The sequence below is a fragment of the Ideonella margarita genome (assembly GCF_038066635.1).
Lineage (GTDB): Bacteria > Pseudomonadota > Gammaproteobacteria > Burkholderiales > Burkholderiaceae_C > Ideonella > Ideonella margarita.
The window spans coordinates 74,866-98,694 of the sequence record NZ_JBBUTI010000005.1 but is presented as its reverse complement, the minus strand read 5'-3'; the positions used below and the strand labels follow the sequence as shown (position 1 = coordinate 98,694).

The 23,829-nt window shown below is 67.3% G+C and carries 21 protein-coding genes; 13 read left to right on the top strand and 8 right to left on the bottom strand.

The window, feature by feature from the left end:
• The first annotated feature begins 150 nt into the window (after positions 1-150).
• Together AACH00_RS07940 and AACH00_RS07935 are read left to right on the top strand one after the other, a co-directional pair.
• On the top strand, positions 151-2,442 hold the full coding sequence (locus AACH00_RS07940; protein ID WP_341398556.1) for a glycosyl hydrolase: 2,292 nt from the start codon (positions 151-153) through the stop codon (positions 2,440-2,442).
• Between the two features lie 149 nt (positions 2,443-2,591).
• Positions 2,592-4,199 (top strand): Ig-like domain-containing protein, encoded by a 1,608-nt coding sequence (locus tag AACH00_RS07935; protein ID WP_341398555.1) that lies wholly within the window; start codon positions 2,592-2,594, stop codon positions 4,197-4,199.
• On the opposite strand, the gene AACH00_RS07930 is transcribed toward AACH00_RS07935, so the two are convergent.
• Positions 4,200-4,961: an IclR family transcriptional regulator gene (locus tag AACH00_RS07930; protein ID WP_341398554.1), complete on the bottom strand. Its 762-nt coding sequence runs from the start codon at positions 4,959-4,961 to the stop codon at positions 4,200-4,202.
• 123 nt (positions 4,962-5,084) lie between these two features.
• Between AACH00_RS07930 and AACH00_RS07925 the strand changes: the two genes are divergently transcribed.
• The 3 genes from AACH00_RS07925 (at position 5,085) to AACH00_RS07915 (ending at position 7,397) form a co-directional block, all read left to right on the top strand.
• A complete protein-coding gene (locus AACH00_RS07925; protein WP_341398553.1) occupies positions 5,085-5,675 on the top strand; it encodes a nitroreductase family protein in 591 nt (196 codons plus the stop codon).
• Between the two features lie 69 nt (positions 5,676-5,744).
• On the top strand, positions 5,745-6,947 hold the full coding sequence (locus tag AACH00_RS07920; RefSeq protein WP_341398552.1) for a cation:proton antiporter: 1,203 nt from the start codon (positions 5,745-5,747) through the stop codon (positions 6,945-6,947).
• 84 nt (positions 6,948-7,031) lie between these two features.
• Positions 7,032-7,397: a PspC domain-containing protein gene (locus tag AACH00_RS07915; protein ID WP_341398551.1), complete on the top strand. Its 366-nt coding sequence runs from the start codon at positions 7,032-7,034 to the stop codon at positions 7,395-7,397.
• 21 nt (positions 7,398-7,418) lie between these two features.
• Here the strand turns inward: AACH00_RS07915 and AACH00_RS07910 are convergent, their stop codons facing one another.
• Positions 7,419-8,207 (bottom strand): SDR family NAD(P)-dependent oxidoreductase, encoded by a 789-nt coding sequence (locus AACH00_RS07910; RefSeq protein WP_341398550.1) that lies wholly within the window; start codon positions 8,205-8,207, stop codon positions 7,419-7,421.
• Between the two features lie 122 nt (positions 8,208-8,329).
• Here AACH00_RS07910 and AACH00_RS07905 point away from each other — a divergent pair, with 122 nt between their 5' ends.
• The 4 genes from AACH00_RS07905 (at position 8,330) to AACH00_RS07890 (ending at position 12,264) form a co-directional block, all read left to right on the top strand.
• Positions 8,330-9,250 carry a LysR family transcriptional regulator gene (locus AACH00_RS07905; protein ID WP_341398549.1) on the top strand — a complete coding sequence of 307 codons (921 nt, stop codon included), beginning with the start codon at positions 8,330-8,332 and terminating at the stop codon, positions 9,248-9,250.
• Positions 9,251-9,726: 476 nt separating this feature from the next.
• Entirely contained in the window at positions 9,727-10,752 is a 1,026-nt protein-coding gene (locus AACH00_RS07900; RefSeq protein ID WP_341398548.1) for a 5'/3'-nucleotidase SurE, read from the top strand.
• A gap of 11 nt (positions 10,753-10,763) precedes the next feature.
• Positions 10,764-11,417, top strand: coding sequence for a hypothetical protein (locus tag AACH00_RS07895; RefSeq protein WP_341398547.1), 654 nt, complete (start codon positions 10,764-10,766; stop codon positions 11,415-11,417).
• A gap of 73 nt (positions 11,418-11,490) precedes the next feature.
• A complete protein-coding gene (locus AACH00_RS07890) occupies positions 11,491-12,264 on the top strand; it encodes a polysaccharide deacetylase family protein (protein ID WP_341398546.1) in 774 nt (257 codons plus the stop codon).
• A 31-nt stretch (positions 12,265-12,295) separates the two neighbouring features.
• On the opposite strand, the gene AACH00_RS07885 is transcribed toward AACH00_RS07890, so the two are convergent.
• Together AACH00_RS07885 and AACH00_RS07880 are read right to left on the bottom strand one after the other, a co-directional pair.
• Positions 12,296-12,988 (bottom strand): dienelactone hydrolase family protein, encoded by a 693-nt coding sequence (locus tag AACH00_RS07885; protein ID WP_341398545.1) that lies wholly within the window; start codon positions 12,986-12,988, stop codon positions 12,296-12,298.
• 89 nt (positions 12,989-13,077) lie between these two features.
• Complete coding sequence (locus tag AACH00_RS07880; protein WP_341398544.1) at positions 13,078-13,992, bottom strand: LysR family transcriptional regulator; 915 nt, start codon at positions 13,990-13,992, stop codon at positions 13,078-13,080.
• Between the two features lie 90 nt (positions 13,993-14,082).
• Between AACH00_RS07880 and AACH00_RS07875 the strand changes: the two genes are divergently transcribed.
• Genes AACH00_RS07875 through leuD form a run of 3 tightly spaced genes read left to right on the top strand, consistent with a single transcriptional unit; the run spans position 14,083 to position 17,121 of the window.
• Entirely contained in the window at positions 14,083-14,988 is a 906-nt protein-coding gene (locus tag AACH00_RS07875) for an alpha/beta fold hydrolase (RefSeq protein WP_341398543.1), read from the top strand.
• Between the two features lie 25 nt (positions 14,989-15,013).
• The gene (gene leuC, locus AACH00_RS07870; RefSeq protein ID WP_341398542.1) at positions 15,014-16,429 is read left to right on the top strand and encodes a 3-isopropylmalate dehydratase large subunit; all 1,416 of its coding nucleotides are present in this window, start codon (positions 15,014-15,016) and stop codon (positions 16,427-16,429) included.
• A complete protein-coding gene (gene leuD / locus AACH00_RS07865) occupies positions 16,426-17,121 on the top strand; it encodes a 3-isopropylmalate dehydratase small subunit (RefSeq protein WP_341398541.1) in 696 nt (231 codons plus the stop codon). The genes leuC and leuD overlap by 4 nt, the downstream gene beginning before the upstream one ends.
• Here leuD and AACH00_RS07860 read toward each other — a convergent pair.
• Positions 17,099-18,709, bottom strand: coding sequence for a serine hydrolase (locus AACH00_RS07860; protein ID WP_341398540.1), 1,611 nt, complete (start codon positions 18,707-18,709; stop codon positions 17,099-17,101). The two genes, leuD and AACH00_RS07860, sit on opposite strands and share 23 nt — an antisense overlap.
• 118 nt (positions 18,710-18,827) lie before the next feature.
• Here AACH00_RS07860 and AACH00_RS07855 point away from each other — a divergent pair, with 118 nt between their 5' ends.
• Positions 18,828-19,607, top strand: a complete 780-nt coding sequence (locus AACH00_RS07855) for a tRNA-uridine aminocarboxypropyltransferase (protein WP_423221916.1) — start codon at positions 18,828-18,830, stop codon at positions 19,605-19,607.
• Here the strand turns inward: AACH00_RS07855 and AACH00_RS07850 are convergent.
• The 3 genes from AACH00_RS07850 to AACH00_RS07840 all read right to left on the bottom strand — a co-directional run bounded on the left by AACH00_RS07850 (position 19,595) and on the right by AACH00_RS07840 (position 23,828).
• Positions 19,595-20,665: a hypothetical protein gene (locus tag AACH00_RS07850; protein ID WP_341398538.1), complete on the bottom strand. Its 1,071-nt coding sequence runs from the start codon at positions 20,663-20,665 to the stop codon at positions 19,595-19,597. The two genes, AACH00_RS07855 and AACH00_RS07850, sit on opposite strands and share 13 nt — an antisense overlap.
• Before the next feature lie 200 nt (positions 20,666-20,865).
• Positions 20,866-23,064, bottom strand: a complete 2,199-nt coding sequence (gene katG / locus AACH00_RS07845; protein ID WP_341398537.1) for a catalase/peroxidase HPI — start codon at positions 23,062-23,064, stop codon at positions 20,866-20,868.
• Positions 23,065-23,165: 101 nt separating this feature from the next.
• Complete coding sequence (locus tag AACH00_RS07840; RefSeq protein WP_341398536.1) at positions 23,166-23,828, bottom strand: TetR/AcrR family transcriptional regulator; 663 nt, start codon at positions 23,826-23,828, stop codon at positions 23,166-23,168.
• Between the last annotated feature and the right edge of the window lies 1 nt (position 23,829).

The window sequence follows — 23,829 nt, the reverse complement described above, 5'->3', positions numbered from 1 at the left end:
CCGGTTTGCGGGGTTGGACGGCACAAAACGACGACAAAACCCCGCCTCCGTTGCCCACCACGGGAAAACGATGATTGGCCTTCTGAAAGCGCTTTCAATATGATTTGAGCCATGCTGAATCGACACGCCCCCATTGCCCCCATTTCAGTTGTGTCCACCGCTCGTGAAGCCGCGGGCACCGTGGTCATGGCCGTGGCCTGCTGGGCGGCGTGCTTGCCCGCGGTGCAGGCTCAGGCAAATACGGAGCGCCATGGCGCGGGCGCAGTCGCCCTGGCGCCGCGGGGCACTGACGCCGCAGTGCCCGCCGCCCCGATGCGCACCGCTGAGATGCTCAAGCGCGCGGCCCCCACCAACCAGTGGTTCTCCACACTCATCTTCAACCGTGACCCTGAGCCGATCTACGCGCAGCCGCTGAGCGTGCGCCCGGTGCAGGCCGGCCTTGAAGTGGCGCTGCCGCAAAAGCTGATCGTGCCCACCGAGCGCCGCGACGTGGAAGTGCAATACCCGCATGCGCAACCGGTGCTGGTGCAGCCCACCGCGTTCAAGCCCTGGCCGGCACGCCTGGCCAAGCAGGGTGACTGGTCGATCGACATCGCCATGGGCGACGGCCCCGACACGCTCACTGCCACCGTGGCGCATGGCAGTCCGTACGTCAGCTTCAACGTGCCACGTGGTGACCTCGCGCTGGCCTTGCCCGGCGGCGCCACGCGCCTGCCCTGGGCCACTGATGCGCGGGTGCTGGTGCTGCAAAGCGCCGGTCGCACCTTCATGTTCTTCGGCCCCACGGGCGTGGAGTGGCAAACCACCGCGCCTGACCGCTGGCTGGCCAAGCTGCCGGCCGGCAAGGGCTACCTCACCGCCGCCGCAGCGCCTGATGCCGAGCCCGCCTCGCTCGCCCTGCTGGCCCGCCACGCGTGGTCCGTGATTGACGACACACGGGTGAGCTGGCGCAGCAACGTCACGGCCGGTGACGTGACCGCCCATTACGAGGTCAAGACCCGCCTGCTTGAAGGCACCGACAACGGCCCGCTGCTGGCGCTCTACCCGCACCACTGGCATGGCAATCCATCGCTCACTGGCAAGCTGGGCCCGGCCTACGCCACCATTCGCGGCCCCTTGAAACTGCTGGCCGCCAGCAGCTTTTCGGTGAGCCGCCCGTGGACCGGTTTTGTGCCGATGTGGCCGAAGGTGCAGGGCGCCCGCGCCGATGAGTTGGCCGACCTGCTCAAGACCGACCAGCGCAATGCCCGCCGCATGATGCTGGAGATCGGCAACGGCCCGTACTGGCAGGGCAAGGGCCTGCAGCGCATTGCCAAGCTGATGGATGTGGCCGAGCAGCAAGGTGACACCGAAGGTGCAGCCAAGCTGATGAAGCTGATGCAGGACCGGATTGAATCGTGGTGGTCGGGCGAGAGCCGCAAGACCTATTTCCACCACGACAAGCAGGCCCTTGGCACGGTGGTGGCGTACCCGGAGGAGTACTTCTCCGTGGTGCAGATGAACGACCACCATTTCCACTACGGCTACTGGATCCGCACAGCCGCCGAAATCGCGCTGCGTGACCCGGCCTGGGCTGCTGATGACAAGTGGGGCGCGATGACCAAGCTGCTCATCGCCGACATCGCCACGGCCGAGCGCGGCCGCGCTGATTTCCCATTCCTGCGCAACTTCGATGTGTACGAGGGCCACTCGTGGGCGTCTGGCCTGGGCATGGGCCCGCATGGCAACAACCAGGAATCCTCGTCCGAGGCCATCAACGCCTGGGCCGGCCTGGTGCTGTGGGGCGAGGTGAGCGGCAACACTGCGCTGCGTGACCTGGGCATGTACCTGTTCACCACCGAGGTCGACGCGATCTCGCATTACTGGTTCGACATCCACAAGCTCACCCTGCCGCCTGAGTACAAGCACCCGGAGGTGAGCATGGTGTTTGGCAGCCGCCTGGCCCACAACACCTGGTGGACCGACGAGCCGCGGCAGATCAAGGGCATCAACTTGCTGCCCATCACCACCGCCTCCACCTACCTGGCGGTGGACCCGGCCTATATCCCGCGCAGCCTCGCCAGCCTGCCGGGTGACATGGCGGTGTTCGCCCAGCGCGGCAAGCGGGCTGATCCGCCGGACATCTGGCAAGACATCTTCGCCAAGTACCTGGCGCTGTCCAACCCCGACAAGGCACTGACCGAATGGACCCGCTGGGGCTCGTTCGAGCTGGGCGATACCCGCTCACACGCGCTGCACTGGATGCTCAGCCTGCAGGCCATGGGCCAGCCCGATTTGACGGTGCGCGCCGACACGCCCTTGTTCGCCGTGTTCCGCAAGCCTGATGGCCGCGCCACCTACCTGGCCTACAACGCCAGCGCGCGGCCGATCCAGGTGCGCTTTTCTGATGGCCAGACGCTGGCGGTACCGCCGCGCAGCCTGGCGCGCAGCCCGCAACCCTGATCACGGTTGAAGCCCGTTGATGTTCAGACAGGCCCTTTGATTCATGGATTCTGAAAGCGCTTTCTAAGCGGCACGACCTTCAGTTCACCGCAGTACTTCACGACCAACAACCACCGCCCCGAGCGGCCACCCAGCCAGGAGACAAACCCATGCAAGCCCCCCAAGCCCGACAGATCGCCGCCCACGGCCACAGCCTGCCCTTCTCGATGGCCGCACTGGCGGCAGCCTGCGTGCTCAGCGCCTGCGGCGGTGGTGACGCCACCGCACCCGCCGGCACCACCGACACCACGCCGCCCACCGTCACCGTCACCGACAACGTCAGCGCTGCCAGCGCCACGGGAGATGTGACCTTCACCTTCACGTTCAGCGAGAACACTGGCACCAGCTTCGCTGCATCTGACATCACGGTCACCGGTGGCACGAAGGGCACGTTCACGCTGGTCAGCGGCACCAGCGCCACGCTGGTGGTCAGCCCGGCGGCCAACAGCAGCGGCACCATCGCCGTCAGCGTGGCCGCATCCGCCTTCACCGACCAGGCCGGCAATGCCAACACGGCCGCAGCCACGGCCTCGCAAGACTTCAACACGGTGGTGGTCAGCCCGGGCAGCACCGGCAACTGCACCACGTCGCCGTGTGTTGATTTCTCGGCCTCGGGCCTGGCCATCAACGGCTTCGGCGCCCTGACGGCCGATGTGGCGAACGACCCGGTGCTGGCCACCAACAAGGTGGCGCGCTACGTGAAGACGGCCGCCAGCGAAACCTGGGCCGGCGCCACGCTGGACACCAGCGGCACCGGCGGCAACACCGTCACGCCGTTCGGCTTTGCCACCAGCAAGGTCGTGACGCTGCGGGTGTACAGCCCGGCTGCGGGCGAAGTGATCATGCTGAAGGTGGAGAACGCCGGTGACGGCGGCGTGTTCATGGAAGCCAAGGCCACCACCACCAAGGCCAACGCCTGGGAAACCTTGACCTTCGACTACGCCGCACCGACCAACGGCACGTTCAACTCGGCAGCCACCTACAACCGCGTCAGCATCTTCCCGCACTTCGATTCGAAGGTGACGGCCGACACCACCTACTACTTCGACGAGCTGAGCTACACCGCAGGCAGCAGCGGCGGTGGCAGCTCCGGTGGTTCGGGCCTGACCAACGGCGTGTTCGCCAGCAACTTCACCGGTGTGCTCGACAGCACGCTGAAGTCGACCGAAGGCGGCGATGCCGGGCGCTTCGTTGATACCAGCGCGCCGCAGGTGTACGCCTGGGGTGGCGAGGCCCCGAACGACACCCCGCCGAGCTTCTACTTCGGCTACGGCTTCAATGGCACGGGCGCCAAGGCCACCTACATGGGCGCGTTCGTGAAGGCACCGGCCAATGGCTCGGCTGACCTGAGCAGTTACACCAACCTGAAGGTGAACCTGTGGGGCAATGCCGAGCTCATCAACCTGCAGCCGACGGTGCAGGTGGTGTTGCAGGGCAAGGCGGTGGCGGGTTGTGGTTCCAACTCGGGCGCATCGGAAGTGCAAAGCACCTTCAAGGCCACCACCATCACCGGTGCCGATGCGGTGTACACGCTGCCGCTGAGCGCGTTCACGGTGAAGTACGCCTGCAGCGGTGAAACCACGGCGGCGCAGGTGCTGGGCAACATCACGCAGATCAACTATCTGCTGCTCGATGCCAACATCCAGTACACCAACAAGGACGCCAACAACGCGGCCTACCCGAATGGCCTGAACGTCGGCCCGATCAAGCTGAACTGATCAGGCGGGCAGGGGGCCCTCGTGCCCCCACTGCGCGCTCAAACCGCGCGCAGCAGCCAGCACGGCCGGTGCAAAGCCGGCCTGCAGGCGGCTGGTGGGCAGCGTCAAGGTGAGCGCGCCCACCAACTCGCCGCCTGCCTTGAACACCGGCGCAGAAATGCCGGTCAGGTCAGGCACGCGGTCACCGCTGAGCACGATGACGCCGTCGCGGCGAATCCGGGTGTGCAGGTCGGCATGCCGTTGTGCATCCGGGGCTGATGTGTTCACCGCAGCACCCAACCACGCCATCAACACATGGCCGCCCGCGCCGCGGTCCAGCGGCAGCACATCGCCCATGCGCACGTGGTCGCGCAGCACCTGGGGCGAATCCACCCGGTACAGGCACAAACGCTGCGCGCCTTGCCGCACATGGAAGGCCGCGCTTTCGCGGGTTTGATCCACCAGCGCGCGCAGCACGGGCTGCACATCCTGGTCGATCGAGAAGCTGGCGGCGTACACCGCATGCAGCCGCGCCACGGCCGGCCCCAGCGCATAGTGGCCATCAGCCAGTTGCCGCAGCAGGCCGGCATGGCGCAGTGAGGCCAGCAGGCGCAGCACCGTGCTCTTGTACAGGCCGGTGCGCCGGGCCAGCTCGGCCAGGCTCAGGCTGGCATCACCCGCGCCAAAGGCATTGAGCAGCGACAGCGCACGGTCTACCGCTGCGGCGCCACCAGGGGCGGCGTCGGTATCGGCCAGCGAGGGCTGTGCGGCTTTGCGGGGCATGTGGACGGGGTGGTGCGCAGTGGTCGACAGGGTTCACGGCATTCTAGAAGTGCAGGCGCCGCCCGGTCAGCCATTCAGCCAACCAGAGAGCCAGCCAGAGAGCCAGCCACAATTGGGGCCACCATGCCTGAAACCACCCGCGCTCTTGTTGAGCTGTGCGACACCCTGATCCAGTCACGCCAGCACGTCGGCCCCAAGCACCTGGGCCTGCCTGCACCTGACGACGCCACGCTGACGCAATTGTTTGAAGCCGCCGCTGCGGCGCCCGACCATCGCCAGCTCACCCCGTGGCGCTTCCTGGTGCTGGGCCCCGCTGCGCGTGAGCGCTTGTCGGAAGTATTTGCCCAAGCCCTGCTGGAGCGCGACGCTGATGCGCTGCCCGAACAACTGGCCGACGCCCGCGCCAAGGCCTTTCGCGGCCCGGTGCTGGTGCTGGCCGTGGCTGACCTGCGTGCAGACGAGCCCGATGCGCCGGAGCCCGAGCGGTGGTTGTCGCTGGGCTGTGCCATCCAGAACCTGCTGCTGGCGGCGCAGGCCCGGGGCTTTGGCACGGGGCTCTCCAGCGGGCGGGCGATGGGCAGCGCCGCGCTGCGTGAGGCGTTCGATATCGCCCCGGGCGAGCAGGCGGTGTGTTTCATCAGCATCGGCACGCCCACCCGCGCGAAGAGCCCGCGCGTGCGGCCGGCGGTTCAGTCGTTTGTACGGTGGCTGTAACCCGGGCAATTGGCCACAATCGCGTCGCCATCCGTTTTGGCATGGCAGCTCGCACTTGAGACGTCGTTGATGAACACCACCGAGATTTACCTGATCGCCATGACGGTGATCTTTGGCCTGCCCTACCTGATCTGGCGGCTGGGGCGCACCGATTACTTCGCGCCGCTGGTGGTGGTACAGATCCTCACCGGCATCGCGCTCGGCCCGGGCATTCTTGGCTCAGCCTTTCCGGACGTCTACCGCTTCGTCTTCAACCCGGCCGTCATCCAGTCGCTCAACGGCGTGGCGTGGTGGGCGGTGATGCTCTTCGTGTTCATCGCCGGCATCGAGCTGGATCTCAGCGAGGCCTGGGAAAAGCGCCGCGAAAGCAGCATCACCGCCGGGCTGGCGCTGGGCGTGCCGCTGGTGTTTGGTGCGGTGGCTGCGCTGCCCTTGCTGGGCATGCCGGGCTGGCTGGGCCCGAAGGCCACAAACTGGCAGTTCGTGCTGGGCATCGGCATGTCGTGTGCCGTCACGGCGCTGCCCATCCTGATCCTGTTTCTGGAGCGGCTGCACATCCTGCGGGAACCGCTGGGCCAGCGCATCCTGCGTTACGCCAGCCTGGATGATTTGGCCATCTGGGCAGTGCTCGCCCTCATCCTGCTGGACTGGGAGCGCGTGGGCAAGCAAGCGGCTTTCCTGGCGGCCTTCGCCGTGCTGAGCTGGCTGGTGCGCCGTCTGATGGCCCGGGTGCCCGAGCGTGACCGCTGGTACCTGGCGCTGGTGTGGCTGGCGGTGTGCGGCTTCGGGGCAGACTGGTCGGGCCTGCATTACATGGTGGGCGCCTTCCTGGCCGGCGTGGTGCTCGACGCCCGCTGGTTCGACCAGGACAAGATGGACCTGCTGCGCCACCACGTGCTGCTGGTGGCCATGCCGGTGTTCTTCCTCAGCACCGGCCTGCGCACGCAGTGGGGCGTGGGCGGGGCGATGGTGTTCGGCGTTGCGCTGCTGTTCCTGGTGGCGTCCGTCAGCGGCAAGCTGCTGGGCCTGCGCCTGGCCGGCCGCATCCTGGGCTGGGCGCCGGGCGAGGCCAGCATCATCGGCTGGCTGCTGCAGACCAAGGCGCTGATCATGATCATCTTCGCCAACGTGCTGCTCGACAAACAGGTCATCACTTCCGACACCTTCACCGCGCTGCTGCTGATGGCGGTGGGCAGCACGATGCTGACCATCCCGCGCGTGACGCCCTTGCTGGCAGGCGCATCCGGGCAAAACGCAGTGCATCGGCCCTGAACGCGGCCTGTCGCATGGCACTGGCGGCACGGGGCGTGTGGGCGCACAGTTCACCCATCGCAACACACCACCCCGGAGCCCACCATGAGCCTCAGCGAAGAATTTCAAGCCCTGGCCGACTTGCACCAGCGCGGCCAATTGACGGCCACTGAATACGAGCAGGCCAAGGCCCGTTTGCTGAACAGCCCGCTGCCTTCGTCGGCTGCTCAGACACAGCCGCTGATGTCGGCCCTGAACAAGCTGCGCCTGAGCCGCAACGACCGCTGGCTGGGTGGCGTGTGCGGCGGCCTGGCCCGCATCAGCGGCCTGCCCACCTGGCTGTGGCGCCTGGGCTTCACGATGCTGGTGCTGTGCGGCGGCACCGGCCTGGTGGCCTACCTGCTGACCTGGTGGCTGGTGCCGCGCGAAGAAGCGGTGCCCGTGCAAGCCCCCGGCCTGCGGATGGGCTGATGAGCGAGGCCGGCGGGGTGTTTACACGAACATCCCGCCGGACGCCTCGATGCGCTGGGCATTGACCCAGCCGCTGCCCGGGGCCAGCAAGGCGGCAATCGCGCCGCCGATGTCGTCTGGCTGGCCCACGCGGCCCAGTGCGGTTTGCGCCGCCACGAACTGGTTCAGCTGCGCGTTGTCGCGCACCGCGCCGCCGCCGAAATCAGTCTCGATCGCGCCCGGCGCCAGCGTGTTCACGGCAATGCCGCGCCCACCCAGCTCCTTGGCCAGGTAACGGCTCAGCACTTCCACCGCGCCCTTCATTGCCGCATAGGCGGCGTAGCCGGGCAGCGCGAAGCGCGTCAGGCCGCTGGAGATGTTGACGATGCGGCCGCCGTCGTCCATCAACGGCAGCAACGCCTGCGTCAGGAAGAACACACCTTTCAGGTGCACGTTCATCAGGTCGTCGAACTGCGCCTCGGTGGTCTCCATGAAACTGGCATACCGGCCTTCGCCTGCGTTGTTCACCAGGTGGTCAAAACTGCTGCGGCCGAAGGTGGCGGCCAGTGCGTGCTTCACGGCTTCAGCAAAGCCGGCAAAGCTGGCGCTGTGGCCCACATCCAGTTGCAAGGCCACGGCCTGGCGGCCCAGCGCCTGGATGGCCGCCACCGTGGCTTCGGCTTCTGCCTTGGCGCTGCGGTAGGTGAGGATGATGTCGCTGCCCTGTGCGGCCAGATGCAGGGCGGTGCTCTTGCCCAGGCCACGGCTGCCGCCGGTGATGAGGGCGATGGGGGGGGTGGTTGTCTTGGTGGCTGAAGTGTGTGCAGTCATGGAGTGCTTCCGGTTGGGTGGTTTCCTGGACGGCCTGTTGAAGGCATGACGGCAGTCTATTGATTCGACATCTCCGCATAAATAAGCAATCCATGGTTTAACTGTTCGCCAATAATCGAACAATGAACCCGATTGAGCGCCTGCACATCTTTCACCGCGTGGCTGAGCTGGCCAGCTTCAGCCAGGCTGCACTCAGCCTGAACCTGCCCAAGGCCAGCGCAACGATCGCGGTGCAGCAGCTGGAGGCCGAATTGGGCGCGCGCCTGCTTCACCGCACCACGCGGCGTGTGCAGCTGACGCAAGACGGCCAGGCGTTTTACGAGCGCAGCAAAGACGTGGTGGCCGACATGGAAGAGCTGCAGACCATGTTCCAGCAGCACAAGACCCAGGGCCTGGCCGGCCGCGTGCGCATCGACATGAGCACCGGCCTCGCGCGGCACGTTGTCATCCCCCGCCTGCCAGAGTTGCTGGCCGCGCACCCGCTGCTGGAAGTGGAAGTGAGCAGCACCGAACGCCGCGTCGACCTGGTGCGCGAAGGCTTTGACTGCGTGCTGCGCACCGGCAGCGTGGTGGACACCAGCCTGGTGGCCCGCCCGCTGGGCGAAATGCGGCAACTCAACTGCGCCAGCCCCGCCTACCTGCAAGCCCACGGCGTGCCGCAAACACTGGCCGATTTGCAGCACCACCGCCTGATTCACTTCGTGGGTACGCTGGGCGGCAAATCAGCCGGGTTTGAATACACCGATGAAACCGGCGCGCCGCAAAGCATCGCCATGCAAGGCGCCGTGACGGTGAACAACGCCGAAGCCTACTCAGCCGCCTGCCTGGCCGGCCTGGGGATCATCCAGGTGCCCAACATCGGACAAGCCGCGCACCTGCAAAGCGGCGCGCTGGTGGAAGTGCTGCCGCAATACCCGGCGCCACCGATGCCGCTGAATTTGCTGTATCCGAACCGGAGGCACCTTTCGCCCCGGGTGCGGGCGGTGATGGATTGGTTGTGTGGGGTGGTGGGGGAGGCGGGGGTCGGTCAGTCTGGCAGTTGAGTCGGCCTGAACATCAGGCTCCAGTCAGGCATGGCGCCCTGACCCGCGCTGCGCCGAACCTTTGCCCTTCAGGGCGACGGTGATGACGGCGCGGCCGCCGAGGGGTCGGCGAGTCCGTCACTGTGCGTTCGGTCAGCAGATGGAACGACACGCCAGCGCTCGCCACGCGTAGACGCAAGGATCCTTCCCTCCCGCGGCCTGTCACTCGACACATGGACGCTGCGTACAGCGCGGAGCGGTTGCAGTGACATCCACGGGCCCCCACGTACGCGCTCCAACCCCAAGGCGCCAATCCACACACCTGAGGACTGCCGATTCTTCTTTGTAGGCGTTGGCAGTCCTGAGGTCGCATCCGCGACGCCTGGCCATCTACTTCTCGGCCAACCTGTCGTGCACCCGGCCAACGGCACCCTGGCTTCACGGCACTGTCATGCGGGCTATCCAGCATTTGGTCTCCCGTCTTTCAATCCATTGCCATGAACTCATTGACCACCACACGACTGGCCCTCGGCCTGTGCGCCGCGCTCGCCGCGCTGCCGGCTTCGGCGCTGAACATCCTGCTCTGCAACGACGACGGCATCACCGCTGCCAATATCCGCGCACTGAAGCAGAAGCTGATGGCCGCAGGCCACAGCGCAGTCATCGCCGCCCCGATCGACAACCAGTCGGGTCGCGGCGGCTACATCAGTTTTCTGGCGCCAATCCCTGCGCTCACGGGGAATGAGCGTGGCGCCAAGGCGCTGGGCTTGCTGGCCGGCACGGCCGGCGTGGGCACCGACGCCTCTGACGCGGACGTGAGCTACGTCAACGGCACGCCGGTGGCCGCCTGCCTGTACGGCATCGATGTGTTGGCGAAGAAGAAGTGGAATGCGCAGCCGGACCTGGTGATTTCCGGCCCGAACGAGGGCAACAACACAGGCGCCATCAACACCAGCAGCGGCACCTTCAACAACCTGATCTACGCCATCAACCGCAACCTGCCGGCGCTGGCGGTGAGCGACGCCACCACCACGCAGGTGACCTGGGCCACCTCGCTGCCGACGACGCACCGTGCGTTCGAGGTGGCTGACCTCGTGGTCAAGTTGGTGGACGGCCTGGTGGCCAACAAGAGCAAGGCGGGTGGCTTGCTGATGCCGGTGGGCGTGGGCCTGAACGTGAACATCCCGGACTTCACTGCCGGTGCCGGCAAGGCGTTGCCGTTCAAGTTCACAAAGCTCGGCAAGGCCACGGCTTATGCGCCTGCCTTCTACGAGAAGCTGTCTGACAGCGGCCTGGCCGTGGCTTCGGGCGTGAATCTGCCTTTGCCCGGCATCTCGCTCGCGCCGGGTGGCACCACCTTGCCCAACGCGGTGGTCATGCCCAAAGACACGGCGGCCACGTCCGAAGCCAACGTCATCGACAGCAAGACGGCGGTGACCCTGTCGCCCGTGGAAGGCGTGCCGCAAGCGCGCCGTGCCTTCGAGGAGGCGCTGAAGCTCAAGCTCAACGCGCTGGCACCATGAGGAATGCTGACATGACGAAGGCATCCACCCCACCACTGCTGACGGCAAGTGTCCTGACCGCGATGACGATCTGGCTGGCGGCCTGCGGCGGAAGTGGCGATGACACCTCCGCGCCGACCAGCGCTGTACCCACCCGGGCCGAAGGCGCCTACCTGACTGCTGCGCAAGGCGACAGCGCCGCTGTCGGCCTGACGCTGGTCAACGCGGCGGGCCAGGGCTTTGTGCTGCTGTCTGACGATGGCGATGCCGCCGCCACGGTCATGCACATCAGCAACAAGACAGAGGCCCGTCGCGCCCCGGCCGGCGCTGCGTTTGTCACGCCCAGCTACAGCCGTAGCGAGCCCCTGACGCTGACCCCACTGAGCGGCCCCGCGCTGGCCGGTGACTACCAGCTCTTGCTGGACGGCAAGCCTGCGGCCTTGAGTGTCGCCGCCGATGGCCGCATCACCGCGGCAGCCGCCAGCACCTGCAAGCTCAGCGGTCAGGTCGATCTGGCCAGCAGCTACGGTGGTGCCAAGGCGGTGACCCTGAACCTGCAGAACTGCGGCACGCTGGCGGCTGGCAGCTACGCGGGTGTGCTGTATGCGGCAGCAAGCACCGCACCTGCGCGTTGGCAAGCCGTGGTGGAAAACGGCAAGAGCGTGATCGACCTGCTGGCGTATTGAGCGACCGCTGCGCGCAGGCGGCACGCCCGATAGACTCATGGCTTCATCCAGAACAAGGACAGCCATGTGGTCAATGGCAACGCTGCCAACGCTTCGCCGCGCGCTCAGCTTCCGTGCGCTCGCCGCCTTGGCGTCTCTGCCAGCGGCGCTGCTCTTCACCACCATGGCCTCAGCCAGCTGCCCCGCCGACGCCCTCGGCACCAGCCGCACCCTCACGATGCCTCGTGCCGCTGCAGCCTACGGCACTGCGCAGCACCCGCCGCTGCCCTTGCAGCCCGGCGAAGTGCTGCTCACGTTTGATGACGGCCCGCGTGCGGAATCAACGCCGCTGGTGTTGCGGGCGCTGGCGCAGCACTGTGTGTTGGCCACGTTTTTCATGAACGGTGAGCCGCTGTTGCAGCAGCCCGCGCTGGCCAAGCAGGTGGCGGCTGCGGGCCACACGGTGGGCATGCATGGCTTCCAGCATCCGCACTTTGGTGAGTTGCCTGAAGCGGCCCAGCTGGCTGATTTGTCCGCCATGCAGGCGGCCTGGCGGCAGGTGTTTGGCGGGCAGCCTGCGGCCTACCGCTTTCCGTTCCTGGAAGAGACGCCGGCCTTGCACGCGGCGTTGAAGGCACAGGCCATCACGGTGATGTCGGTGGATGCCGGTGCCGATGATTGGCTGCCGGATCAAACCCCGGCCATGCTCACCGAGCGGCTGCTGGCGCAGCTGCGTCCGAAGGGCAGCGGCATCATCTTGCTGCATGACGCGCAAGACCAGACGGCGCGCGCCTTGCCCACCATGCTGGCCGCCTTGAAGGCGCATGGCTACCGGGTGGTGCACCTGCGCTGGGCTGACGCGCCGTGAACTGGCGCTTCAGCCCTTCTTAAAGCGGGCTTCAGCCCAGCGTGCGCCCGAAGAAGCGCAGCGTACGGTCCCAGGCCATTTGCGCCCAGGCGGCGTCGTACTGGGTAGAGGGCAGGCGGCCCGGGCCTTGTGCGGTTTCATTCGCGAAGGCGTGCTGGGCCAGGTAGCGGTGGCCCTCATACGCCACGCCGGCCGTGTTCAGCACCGCTTCCAGGGCGTCCACATCGGCAATGGCGAAGGCCTGGTCCTGCGTCGCCCAGTGCGCCATCACCGGGGCGGTGATCTTGCTGGCGTCCACATAGGCCAGCGGCGGCAGGCCGTACCAGACCACGCCGGCGTCGGCCTCGGGCACCATGGTCATGGCCAGCACGGTCAGCGCGCCGCCCATGCAGTAGCCGGTCACGCCGACCTTGTCTGAGCTGGCCTTCATGTACTGCACGGCGCCGCGAATGTCTTGTGACGCGGCCTGGCCAAAGTCCAGTCCGTCCATCAGGTGATGGGCTTCTTCGGCTTCCACGGTGTGCTTGCCGCGGTACAGGTCAGGCACCAGCGCGCGGTAGCTGGCGGCGGCCAGGCGGTCAGCCACGCCGCGGATCTGGTCGTTCAGGCCCCACCATTCCTGGATCACCACCACGCCCGGGGCGTTGGTGGCGTTCGCGGGTTCGGCCAGATAGCCGCGCGCGGGTTGGCCGTCGGGGCGGGTGAAGGTGATGGTGTGGCCCATGGTGTCTCCTGAGGGTGTTGACTGGCGATCATGCATTCTGGCCCGTCGGGCCATTCCTGCGTGCGGCAAGGTTGGCGGCAGCGGTGAGGCTACCAGGCGCCGTCTTCAGTGGCACGGTGGGGCTCGAAGGTGCGCAGCAGAAAGTCCACCAGCGCGCGTGTCTTGGCCGACAGATGATCTCGCGCAGGGAACACGGCGTGAATGTCCGCCGAAGGCAGGCGCCAGTCGGGCAGCACGCGCTGCAGCTGGCCGGTACGCAGCAGTGGCGCCGCTTCCCAGAGTGAGCGCATCAGGATGCCGTGGTCGTCCAGCGCCCAGCCCAGCACGCACTCACCGTCGTTCGAGGCCAGCGGCCCGCGCACCTTCACGGTTTCGAGCTTGCTGCCGTTGCGCAGGTGCCAGCTGCCGAAGGTTTCGTCGCTCTCGCGGATGAACAGGCAGGCGTGCTGCGCCAGTTCACGCGGTGATGCCGGCATGCCGGCGCGCTGCAGGTAAGCCGGCGATGCGCACAGCACCCGCTGGTTGCGCGCCAGCAGGCGGGCGGTCAGGCGGGCATCGGGCAAATCACCAAAGCGCAGTTGCAGATCAAACCCCTGCTCCACCAGGTTCACCGGCAGGTCGGTGAGGTGCAGTTGCAGGTCCACCTCCGGGCATTGCCGCGCGAAGGCCGACAGCGCAGGCGCCAGGTGCCGGCGGCCAAAGCCCAGCGTGGCGCATACGCGCATCAGGCCCTTGGGCACGGCGCGGCTGCCCGCCACGGTGCGCTCCAGCGCCTGCAACTCTTCCAGCACGCGTGCGCCATCAACCAGGTAGGTTTCTCCCTCGGCCGTCAGGCTGATGCGCCGGGTAGTGCGCAGCAGCAGCCGCACGCCCAGGCGCCGCTCCAGCGCCGCCAGGCGCTTGCTGACCGCCGGGGGCGTGACGCCCAGCTGCTGCGCCGCCGCGGCCAGGCTGCCTTGCTTGACCACGACCGAGAAAAACGCGATGTCGGAAAACCCGTCCATTGATAACCTGAGCGACCTGAAGAGCTGCTTGAATCGACATTATGAGCAGCTGATTCACGCATACGATGGCCGCATCTGATCGGAAGCACCATGACCACGCCAGACCTGTTCCCCGACTTCACCACCCACCACATCGAGACCGAGCCGAACCACCACATCCGCGTGCGGGTGGGCGGGCAGGGCGCGCCGCTGCTCTTGCTGCATGGGCATCCGCAAACAAGTGCCATCTGGCACAAGGTGGCGCCGGTGCTGGCGCAGCACTTCACGCTGGTGCTGGCTGACCTGCGGGGGTATGGCGATTCGTCCAAACCCGGCGGCGCGCCCGACCACGCCAACTACAGCAAGCGCGTGATGGCTCGCGACATGCTGCGCGTGATGCAGCACCTGGGCCACGCGCAGTTCAGCCTGCTGGCGCACGACCGCGGCGCCCGCGTGGCGCACCGCCTGGCGGTGGACCACCCCGCCGCCGTGCGCCGCATGGTGCTGCTGGACATTGCGCCCACGCTGGCGATGTACGAGCAAACCACCGAGGCCTTTGCGCGCGCCTACTGGCACTGGTTCTTCCTGATCCAGCCGTCGCCCTTGCCTGAGCGCCTGATCGAAGCCGACCCCGCCGCCTACTTGCGTGACGTGATGGGCGGGCGCAGCGCGGGCCTGTCGCCGTTTGATCCCCCGGCCTTCGCCGAGTACACGCGGGCGCTGTCATTGCCCGGCGCCGCCCACAGCATGTGTGAGGACTACCGCGCTGCCGCCAGCATTGACCTGGAGCACGACCGCCATGACCGCGACAACGGTGTGCGCGTCAGCGCGCCGCTGCTCATCCTGTGGGGCCGTGATGGCGTGGTGCAGCGCTGCTTCCAGCCGCTCGATGAATGGCGCCGTGTGGCCGACGACGTGCGCGGTGAAACCGTGCCCTGCGGCCACTACATCCCCGAGGAAGCGCCAGATGCGCTGCTGGCCCGCGCGCTGCCGTTCCTCACCGCGCCAGAAGTTTGAACAACGTTTGAACCACGCTTGAACCATGACCCCCCGCACCCTGTACCGCAAGCTGGTGGACGCGCACACCGTGGCGCAGCTGGACGAGCACAACGTGCTGTTGTTCTGTGACCTGCACCTGATGAACGAATACACCAGCCCCCAGGCCTTTGCCGGCCTGTATGAGCAGGGCCGCACCGTGGCCATGCCCGGCCAGAACGTGGCGGTGGTGAGCCACATCATTCCCACGCACCCCACGGCCATCCGCGTGATTGCTGATGCGCCTTCTGCACTGCAGGCCACCAACCTGAAGAAGAACTGCGAGCACTTCGGAATTCCGCTGTTCGACACCAACCACCCGCTGCAAGGCATCGAGCATGTGGTGGCGCCTGAGCTGGGCATGATCCGCCCGGGCATGGTGGTGATCTGCGGTGACAGCCACACCACCACCTACGGCGCCCTCGGTGCGCTGGGCTTTGGCATTGGCACCACCGAGGTCGAGCATGTGCTGGCCACGCAGACGCTGGCCTACCGCCCGGCGCGCGACATGCACATCCGCGTGGATGGCCTGCTGCCCACCGGCGTCACCGCCAAAGACCTGGTGCTGGCCATCATCGGCCGCATCGGCGCGCAAGGGGCCCGCGGCTTCGTGGTCGAGTTCAGCGGCACGGCCATCAACGCCTTGTCCATCGAAGCGCGCTTCACGCTGTGCAACATGACGGTGGAAGCCGGCTCGCGCGGCGCGCTCATCGCCCCTGATCAAACCGCCGTCGACTACGTGCTGGCCCATGCACCCGACATTGGCGCCGAGCACCTGAGCGCCGCACTGGCCGAGTGGCAAACGCTGCGCACCGACGACGGCGCCGCCCTTGACGTGACGCATGTGTTTGACGCCGCCAGCATCGCCCCGCACGTGACCTGGGGCACCAGCCCTGATCAGGTGCTGCCCATTGATGGCCGCGTGCCGCGCTTGGCTGATTTGCCCGAGGGCCCGGTGCGCAGCAGCGCCCAGCGCGCGATGCACTACACCGGGCTGCCCGAAGACGCCGCCATTGAAGGCACGCCCGTCCAGCATGTGTTCATCGGCTCGTGCACCAACGGCCGAATGGAAGATTTGCGCGCCGCTGCTGCCGTGGTGCGCGGGCGGCAGGTGGCGCCGGGCGTGCGGGCGATGGTGGTGCCCGGCTCCGGCGCGGTGAAGGCCGCAGCCGAGGCCGAAGGCCTGGACCGCGTGTTCATCAACGCCGGCTTCGAATGGCGCAAGCCGGGGTGCTCGATGTGCCTGGCGATGAATGACGACGTGCTGGCCGACGGCGTGCGCTGCGCGTCCACCACCAACCGCAACTTTGAAGGGCGACAAGGCCGCGGTGCCATCACCCACCTGATGAGCCCGGCGATGGCCGCTGCCGCCGCCGTGACTGGCCGCATCACCGACGCCCGCCAACTGGAGACCCTGCCATGAGCGCCCCCACGTCAGTCCCAAACTCAGCCCGCATCGAAGGCCGCGCCGCCGCCCTGCGCATCGAGAACCTCGACACCGACCAGATCATGCCCAAGCAGTTCCTGCGCGGCATCGACAAGGCTGGCCTGAAAGACGGCTTGCTGCATGACCTGCGCTTTGATGCGCAAGGCCAACCGTGGCCGGCATGCGTGCTGAACCAGGCGGCTTACGCCGGCACCAACATCCTGATCGGCGGCTCGAACTTCGGCTGCGGCTCCAGCCGCGAACACGCGGTCTGGGGCTTGCAGCAGTTCGGCATCTTGGCGGTGGTGGCGTCCAGCTACGGCGAAATCTTCTACTCGAACGCGATGAACAACCGGCTGCTGCTGGTCACGCTCACGCCGGAAGAAATTGCCCGGTTGATGGACGATGCCGATGATCCGCAAGGCGTGCCCGTGTCGATCGACGTGAGCGCGCAAACCCTGCGCAGCCGGCAGGTGAATGCCCATTTCGAGTTGATGCCGCGCCACCGCCGCATGTTTCTCGAAGGCCTCGACAGCATCGGCCTGTCGCTCACCTACCAGGCCCGGATTGAGTCGTTCGCCCAGGCGCACTGGGCCCGCCAGCCGTGGTTGAAGAACGTTGCGGCTGTTTGCAGTGCGCGGGCGAAAGACGAAAACCGGGTCGGCCTCAGCGCCCGGCCACCCGCGTGATGCGCAAGCGGATGGCGGTGGGGCTGGTAGTGTCCAGCTCGAACCGGTAGCGCCCCGGCTGTGGCACATCGAACACCAGGTTGCTGCCGCCGAGGTTGAGCGCCGTGGGCTGGGCCAAGGTCATTGCCGCAGCGTTGGCGCCGCTGGCGCCGCCAAGGTCCACCGTGTCCCAATCGCCCGAGGCGATCTTGAACTCCACCCGGCCCACCGGCAGCGCATGCTGCGTGGTGCCGGCATAACGCCCGGGAGCCACCTTTTGCAAGGCCAGGCCAGTGCCCCAGTCGTTCAGGCTGCCGCGCACGAACATCGGGGTGGTGGTGAGCGTTTCAGTCACCGAGGCCTGGGTGGCGGGCATCCAGCGGGTCCAGCCATGGGCCGTGGCGATGGCACGCACGACTTCATTCATCAGGCCGATCGCATCGTTCGAGTTGGCCATCAGCACCACGGCGCGCCCACCGTCTTCGGGGCTGGCCAGCCAGCGTGACTCAAAGCCGGCATTGCCGCCATCGTGGCCGTAGCGGCCCGTCAGCGGGTCGATCACGAAGCCGAGGCCACTGCGCTCACTTTGCAGCCGCAAGGCCTCGGCCAGGGTGGCCGGGCGCAGCAGGCGGGGCAAGGCCAGATTGAAACGCGCCAGATCGCTGGGTGTCGTCCACAAGCCGGCCGCCGCCAGTTCGGGGTGAATGCGGTAGCCGCCTTCGATCATCTGCCCACGCTGGTGCCCCATTGCTGCCGTGGCCATTTGCAACGGCGTCAGCGGGCCGGGCGGCGCGAAGAAGCTGTGCGTCATGCCCGCCGGGCCGAGCACAGCTTGCTGCATCCACGCTGCAAATGGCTCGCGGTAAACGTCTTCCAGCAGTTGCTGCAGCACCGTGTAGCCACCGCCCGAATACTGACGCTCGCTGCCAGGCAACCAGCCCACCCGCACCGCAGCTGAATTGGCCGGCGGCAGGCCGTCCAGTACCTGCAGAACGGTGGGCACCGGCCCGCTGGGAAGGTAACCATTGAAGCCCGACACCGTGAAGCCCGCGTTGTGGCTGAGCAGCCGTCGCAGCGTCACCGGCTTGTCAGCCGTTTGCGCGCCAGCAGGCAGCGGCCAGGTGCGCAGGTGGCTGGTCAGGTCGGTATCCAACCCGAGCCTGCCCTGGTCGACGGCCTGCAGCGCGGCTACGGCGCTCACGGGCTTGCTGATGCTGGCGGCTTGCAGCACCGTCTCCGGCGTCATGACCACGCCGGGCTGGGCGGTGCCCCAGGCGTGCGCCCACACCAGCTGGCCTCGGTCCACCACCGCGACGCTGAGGCCCGGAATGTTCAGTGCCCGCATGCGATCGCTGAGGCGCATCGGCACGGTCTGCGGGTTCACCATCGCCGGCAGCAAGCCGTTTTCGACCTGTTGGATGCGTGCGTCACGGGTTGGTGTGGGCGAGGGCGCTTGAGCGTGCGCGGGCGCTATGCCCAGTGCACACCAGGCGCTGAGGCTCAGCATGCCCACCGCGAGCGGCACACCGGGCCAGTGGGCCTGCGGCGGCAGGCTCCGAGGTTCAAGACCGTGGGGTGGCTGCGCGCGCATCGGTGTGTGTGAAGGCATGCGACTGATTCTGGATGATCTTGCCGCGTCGTGGCTGTGCCGCCCTGTGGCTGCCATGGTCAGCCCACCACGTAACATCGGCGCCATGGATTGTTCCCCGCACATAGGTGCGTGGCCTCTGGTGGCTTCTGCCGATGGGTCGCCCGCAGCCGCTGCACACCCGCCCCACGCCGTGGCCCGCCTGCGCAGCAGCAGCCTAGCCAACAGCAGCACCCGCCCGCGCCTGGACCGCGGGGAGCCGCGCAAGCCACGCTGCCTGAACTGCCGGCTGGCGCCCAGCCACTGCATGTGCAGTCTGCGGCCGGTGGTGCCCACGCGGGCCGGCATCTGCCTGTTGATGGCCGAGTTCGAAGCGCTCAAGCCGAGCAACACCGGCTGGCTGGTGGCTGATGTGGTGCCTGAGACGTTTGCGTTTTCCTGGTCGCGGCTGCAGGTGGCGCCCGGGTTGCTGGCGCTACTGGCCGATCCGCAATGGCAGCCATGGGTGGTGTTTCCGGGGGAGTTTGCCGAGCCAGGGAGAGTGCATGAATCGCTGGAGCTGGCTCAGCCGATGAGCCCGGCGCGTCGGCCGTTGTTCGTGCTGCTGGACGGCACGTGGTCGGAGGCGCGCAAGATGTTCCGCAAGAGCCCGTACCTGGCGGGACTGCCGGTGTTGAGCCTGAACCCCGGGCAGCTCTCACGCTACCGGCTGCGGCGCTCGATCCACGAGCATCACTTCTGCACATCGGAAGTGGCGGCGCTGTGCCTGGCCATGGCTGGCGACGAGCACGCCGCGCAAACGCTGGAGGCTTACCTTGATGTCTTCAGCCACCGCTACCTGCGGGCCCGCCAGAGCGTGCCGGCTGACCCGCAGGATGAGGCGCACCAGCGTCTAAGCGCGCTGGCTCACTGCGCCTGAGGCAGCAGCAGATACAGGCGGCCGTCGGAGCCCTGGGCGCTGATCATGCCTTTGTCGTTCACGCGTTGGGCGCTGACCAGCGTCACACCTGCCGGCAGGTCCGTCACGACGCTGTTGAGGTCGGTCAGGTCGCTGCTGCAATTGCCGGTGCAGCTGAAGGCCACTGCACGGTTTTCGGTGGCATGCAGGTGCGTGCCCACGATCAGGCCGGCGCTGTTGATGCCGTTGGCCCGGGCGTTGCGGCCGGCCGGGGTGGCCAGCTCGGTCAGCGCCGTGCTACCCACCTGAGCGGTCACTGCGCGGCGCAGCTTGCTGTTGGGCGGGGTGGCAAAGCCGACCATCTTGCCGCTGTCATTGATGTCGGCAATATCGGTCACCTGGCCACCGAGGGAATCGAGCATGACCAGCTTGCGGTAGGGCGCACGGCTGTAAAAGGCGCGGGTCTCCACGTCGCCAGCCAGCAGCGAGGTGCCGGCGATCACGCCCCTGTTGTTGACGGCCGCAACGCGGGCATACGTGCCGCCCAGCGTGGGCACCGCCTGCATCTGGGTGCTGCCGGGCAGGATGACGAAGCCGGCCTGGCTGCCGGCGTCGTCCACCGCCGAGACACCCACGATCAAGCCCTTGTCGTTCACGTCCGAGGCCGCACTGTCGGTGCCGCCGAGCGTGCCGAGGTCGATCATCTCGCCACCGGGCGCCTTCATCCACGCATGGCTGCTCATGTCGCCGTCCACGGTGGCGTCGCCTACCAGCACGCCCGCGTTGTTCACCCCATTGACCCAGCTCATCGTGCCACCCAGGGTGCCCACGGACGAGGCGCGCTTGCCCTTGGCGGCGGTCGCGAAGGCGGCATAGCTGGACCGGTCCGCCGACATGCAAGCACCCACCACCTGGCCCTTGTTGTTCAGGTCATTGAGGTAGCAGGGTTGGCCGACGGGCAAGTCCAGCGCACGCGCCGTGTAGGTCGGGCCGGCCTGGGCGGTTTGGCTGGCCAGCGCGCTGCCAATGAGCAGCGCGACCGTGGTCAGCGGATGGCGAATCAGAGGGAACTTGTTCATGAGGGATGACTGCATACGTTGAGCTGGTGACGCGTGCCACACCCGGGTCGGGAGGGTCTGCGATTGGTGCCAGGCGGAACAAAAAGGCACTGCGCCGAGGGGTCACCTCGGCGCAGTGCTGTGCAGTTTACGTGCCAAGTTGTCGCCAACATGTCCAGAGAACCCCGCCCCCCAAAGGTACGGGCGCCCTTTGGCGCGACTCAGCGCAGATCAAACCGGTCCAGGTCCATCACCTTGGCCCAGGCCTTCACGAAGGCCTGCACGAAGTCAGCTTGTGCGTCGCTGCTGGCGTACACCTCGGCCAGGCTGCGCAGTTGCGAGTTGGAGCCGAAGACCAGGTCCACCACCGTGGCCGTCCACTTGACCTGACCAGTGCTGCGGTCGGTGCCTTCCAGCACGTCGGGTTGGCTGGCGGTGCGTTGCCACTTCGTGCCCATGTCGAGCAGGTTCACGAAGAAGTCGTTGCTCAGCACTTGCGGGCGCTGGGTGAACACGCCGTGTGCGGTGCCGCCCACGTTGGCGCCCAGCACGCGCAGGCCGCCCACCAGCACCGTCATCTCCGGTGCGCTCAGCGTCAGCAGCTGGGCCTTGTCGATCAGCAACTCGGCGGCTGGCACACGGGTGCCGGGGCGCAGGTAGTTGCGGAAGCCATCGGCCTGCGGCTCCAGCACGGCGAACGAGGCGACGTCCGTCTGTGCTTGGGTGGCATCGGTGCGGCCCGGATTGAACGGCACCACCACCGCCTGGCCTGCGGCCTTGGCAGCGGCTTCAACGGCGGCGTGGCCACCCAGCACGATCAGGTCAGCGATGGACACACGCTTGCCCGTGGTTTGCGCTGCATTGAACTTGGCCTGCACAGCCTCGAACACCGGCAGCACCTGGGCCAGCTCGGCGGGCTGGTTCACGGCCCAGTCCTTCTGCGGGGCCAGGCGGATGCGGGCACCGTTGGCGCCGCCGCGCTTGTCGCTGCCGCGGAAGGTGGAAGCCGAGGCCCAGGCCGTGCTCACCAGCTGGCTGATGCTCAGGCCCGAGGACAGCAACTGCGCCTTCAGGGCGGCCTGGTCAGCGGCGTCGATCAGGGCGTGGTCAACCGCCGGCACCGGGTCTTGCCAGACCAGCACTTCGCTCGGCACCAAGGGGCCGAGGTAACGGGCCACCGGGCCCATGTCGCGGTGGGTCAGCTTGAACCAGGCGCGGGCGAAGGCATCGGCAAAGGCCTGCGGGTTCTGGTGGAAGTGACGGGAGATCTTCTCGTAGGCCGGATCGATGCGCAGCGCCATGTCGGCGGTGGTCATCATCGGCGCGTGGCGCTTGGCGGGGTTGTGCGCATCGGGCACGGTGTTGGCGGCGGCCGCGTCCTTCGGCGTCCACTGGTGGGCACCGGCCGGGCTCTTCGTCAGCACCCACTCGTAGCCGAACAGGTTGTCGAAGTAGTTGTTGTCCCACTGGATCGGGTTGGTCGTCCAGGCGCCTTCAATGCCGCTGGTGATGGTGTGCTCACCCTTGCCGCTGCCGAAGCTGTTGGCCCAGCCCAGGCCTTGCTCTTCCACGCTGGCGCCTTCGGGTTCGGGGCCCAGATGGGCCGGGTCACCGGCGCCGTGGCTCTTGCCGAAGGTGTGGCCGCCGGCCACCAGGGCCACGGTTTCTTCGTCGTCCATCGCCATGCGGGCGAAGGTTTCGCGGATGTCGCGGGCCGAAGCCAGCGGGTCCGGGTTGCCGTTTGGGCCTTCCGGGTTCACGTAGATCAGGCCCATCTGCACGGCGGCCAGCGGGTTGGCCAGGTCACGGTCACCGCTGTAACGCTCGTCGGCCAGCCACTTTCCTTCCGGGCCCCAGTAGATGTCTTCTTCCGGCTCGTAGATGTCGGCGCGGCCACCGGCAAAGCCGAAGGTCTCCAGGCCCATGCTGTCGATCGCCACGGTGCCTGCCAGCACCATCAGGTCGGCCCAGGAAAGGTTCCGGCCGTACTTCTGCTTGATCGGCCACAGCAGGCGGCGGGCCTTGTCGAGGTTGCCGTTGTCGGGCCAGCTGTTCAGCGGGGCGAAGCGCTGTGCGCCGGTGCCTGCACCGCCGCGGCCATCGGCCACGCGGTAGGTGCCGGCAGCGTGCCAGGTCATGCGCACGAAGAACGGGCCGTAGTGGCCGTAGTCGGCCGGCCACCAGTCTTGCGAATCGGTCATCAGCGCCTTCAGGTCAGCGACCACGGCGTTCAGGTCCAGCTGCTTGAAAGCGGCGGCGTAATCAAAGCCGGCGTCCATCGGGCTGGTGGCGGCGCCTTGCTGGTGAAGGATCTTCAGGTTCAGTTGGTTCGGCCACCAATCGGCATTGCCAGGGCCACCGGCGGTGGTGTGCTGGCGGGCAGCGCCGTGGGGGAAAGGGCATTTGGCTTCGTTCGACATGGCAGTCTCCTTGGTCGTCGGATGGGTGGCGAGTGAAGGCAGTCTAGGGACTGGTGCCGGATAGTGCAAAGCAATAAACCCAATTCAGTCGATAGGCGCGGTCAATCGGCTGGGGCATCCATTGCCCGGGCGTGTTCAGCCCAGCGCCACGCGCCGATGGCGCCGAACACGAACGCGGCCATCTCGGGCACCAGCGGCAGCAGCGGCTCACCGCTGCGCGCCCGGGCCACCACCAACCCGCCGATGGCGGTGTTCACCAGCTCGATGGTGGTGGGGCCCGTGTCGGGCAGCTCGGGGTGAGCGTGGCGCACGTCTTTCAGCCACTGGGCGAGGGCGTCTTCCAGCCGCTGGCGTGCGCTTGTGTACGCGCTGCGGATGGCCGGCGTGGCGCCTTCCGCTTCGCCGATGAAGGCGCTGGCCAGGCCGGCATCGGCGTCTACCCGCGCCATGTAGGCATGCAGGGCGGCCAGCAGGCGGGTGGGGTGGGGCGCGGGTTCGGCCAGCGCGGCGGCCACGGTGTGGAAGTGGGCTTCTGCCAGTGCGTCGAAGCACCACAGGAAGCAGGCTTCCTTGTCCTTGAACAGTTGGTAGAACGTGGTGCGCGACACGCCAGCCAGCGCAATGATGTGCGCCACCGTGGTGTGGGCGTAGCCGTGCTGGGCCACCGCGCGCGCGGTGCCTTCAATGATGCGGTTGCGCTGCGACACCACCACCACCTCGGCGGGCAGGCCGTGCTGGCCTCTGGGCAACGGGCGCTGCGTCACT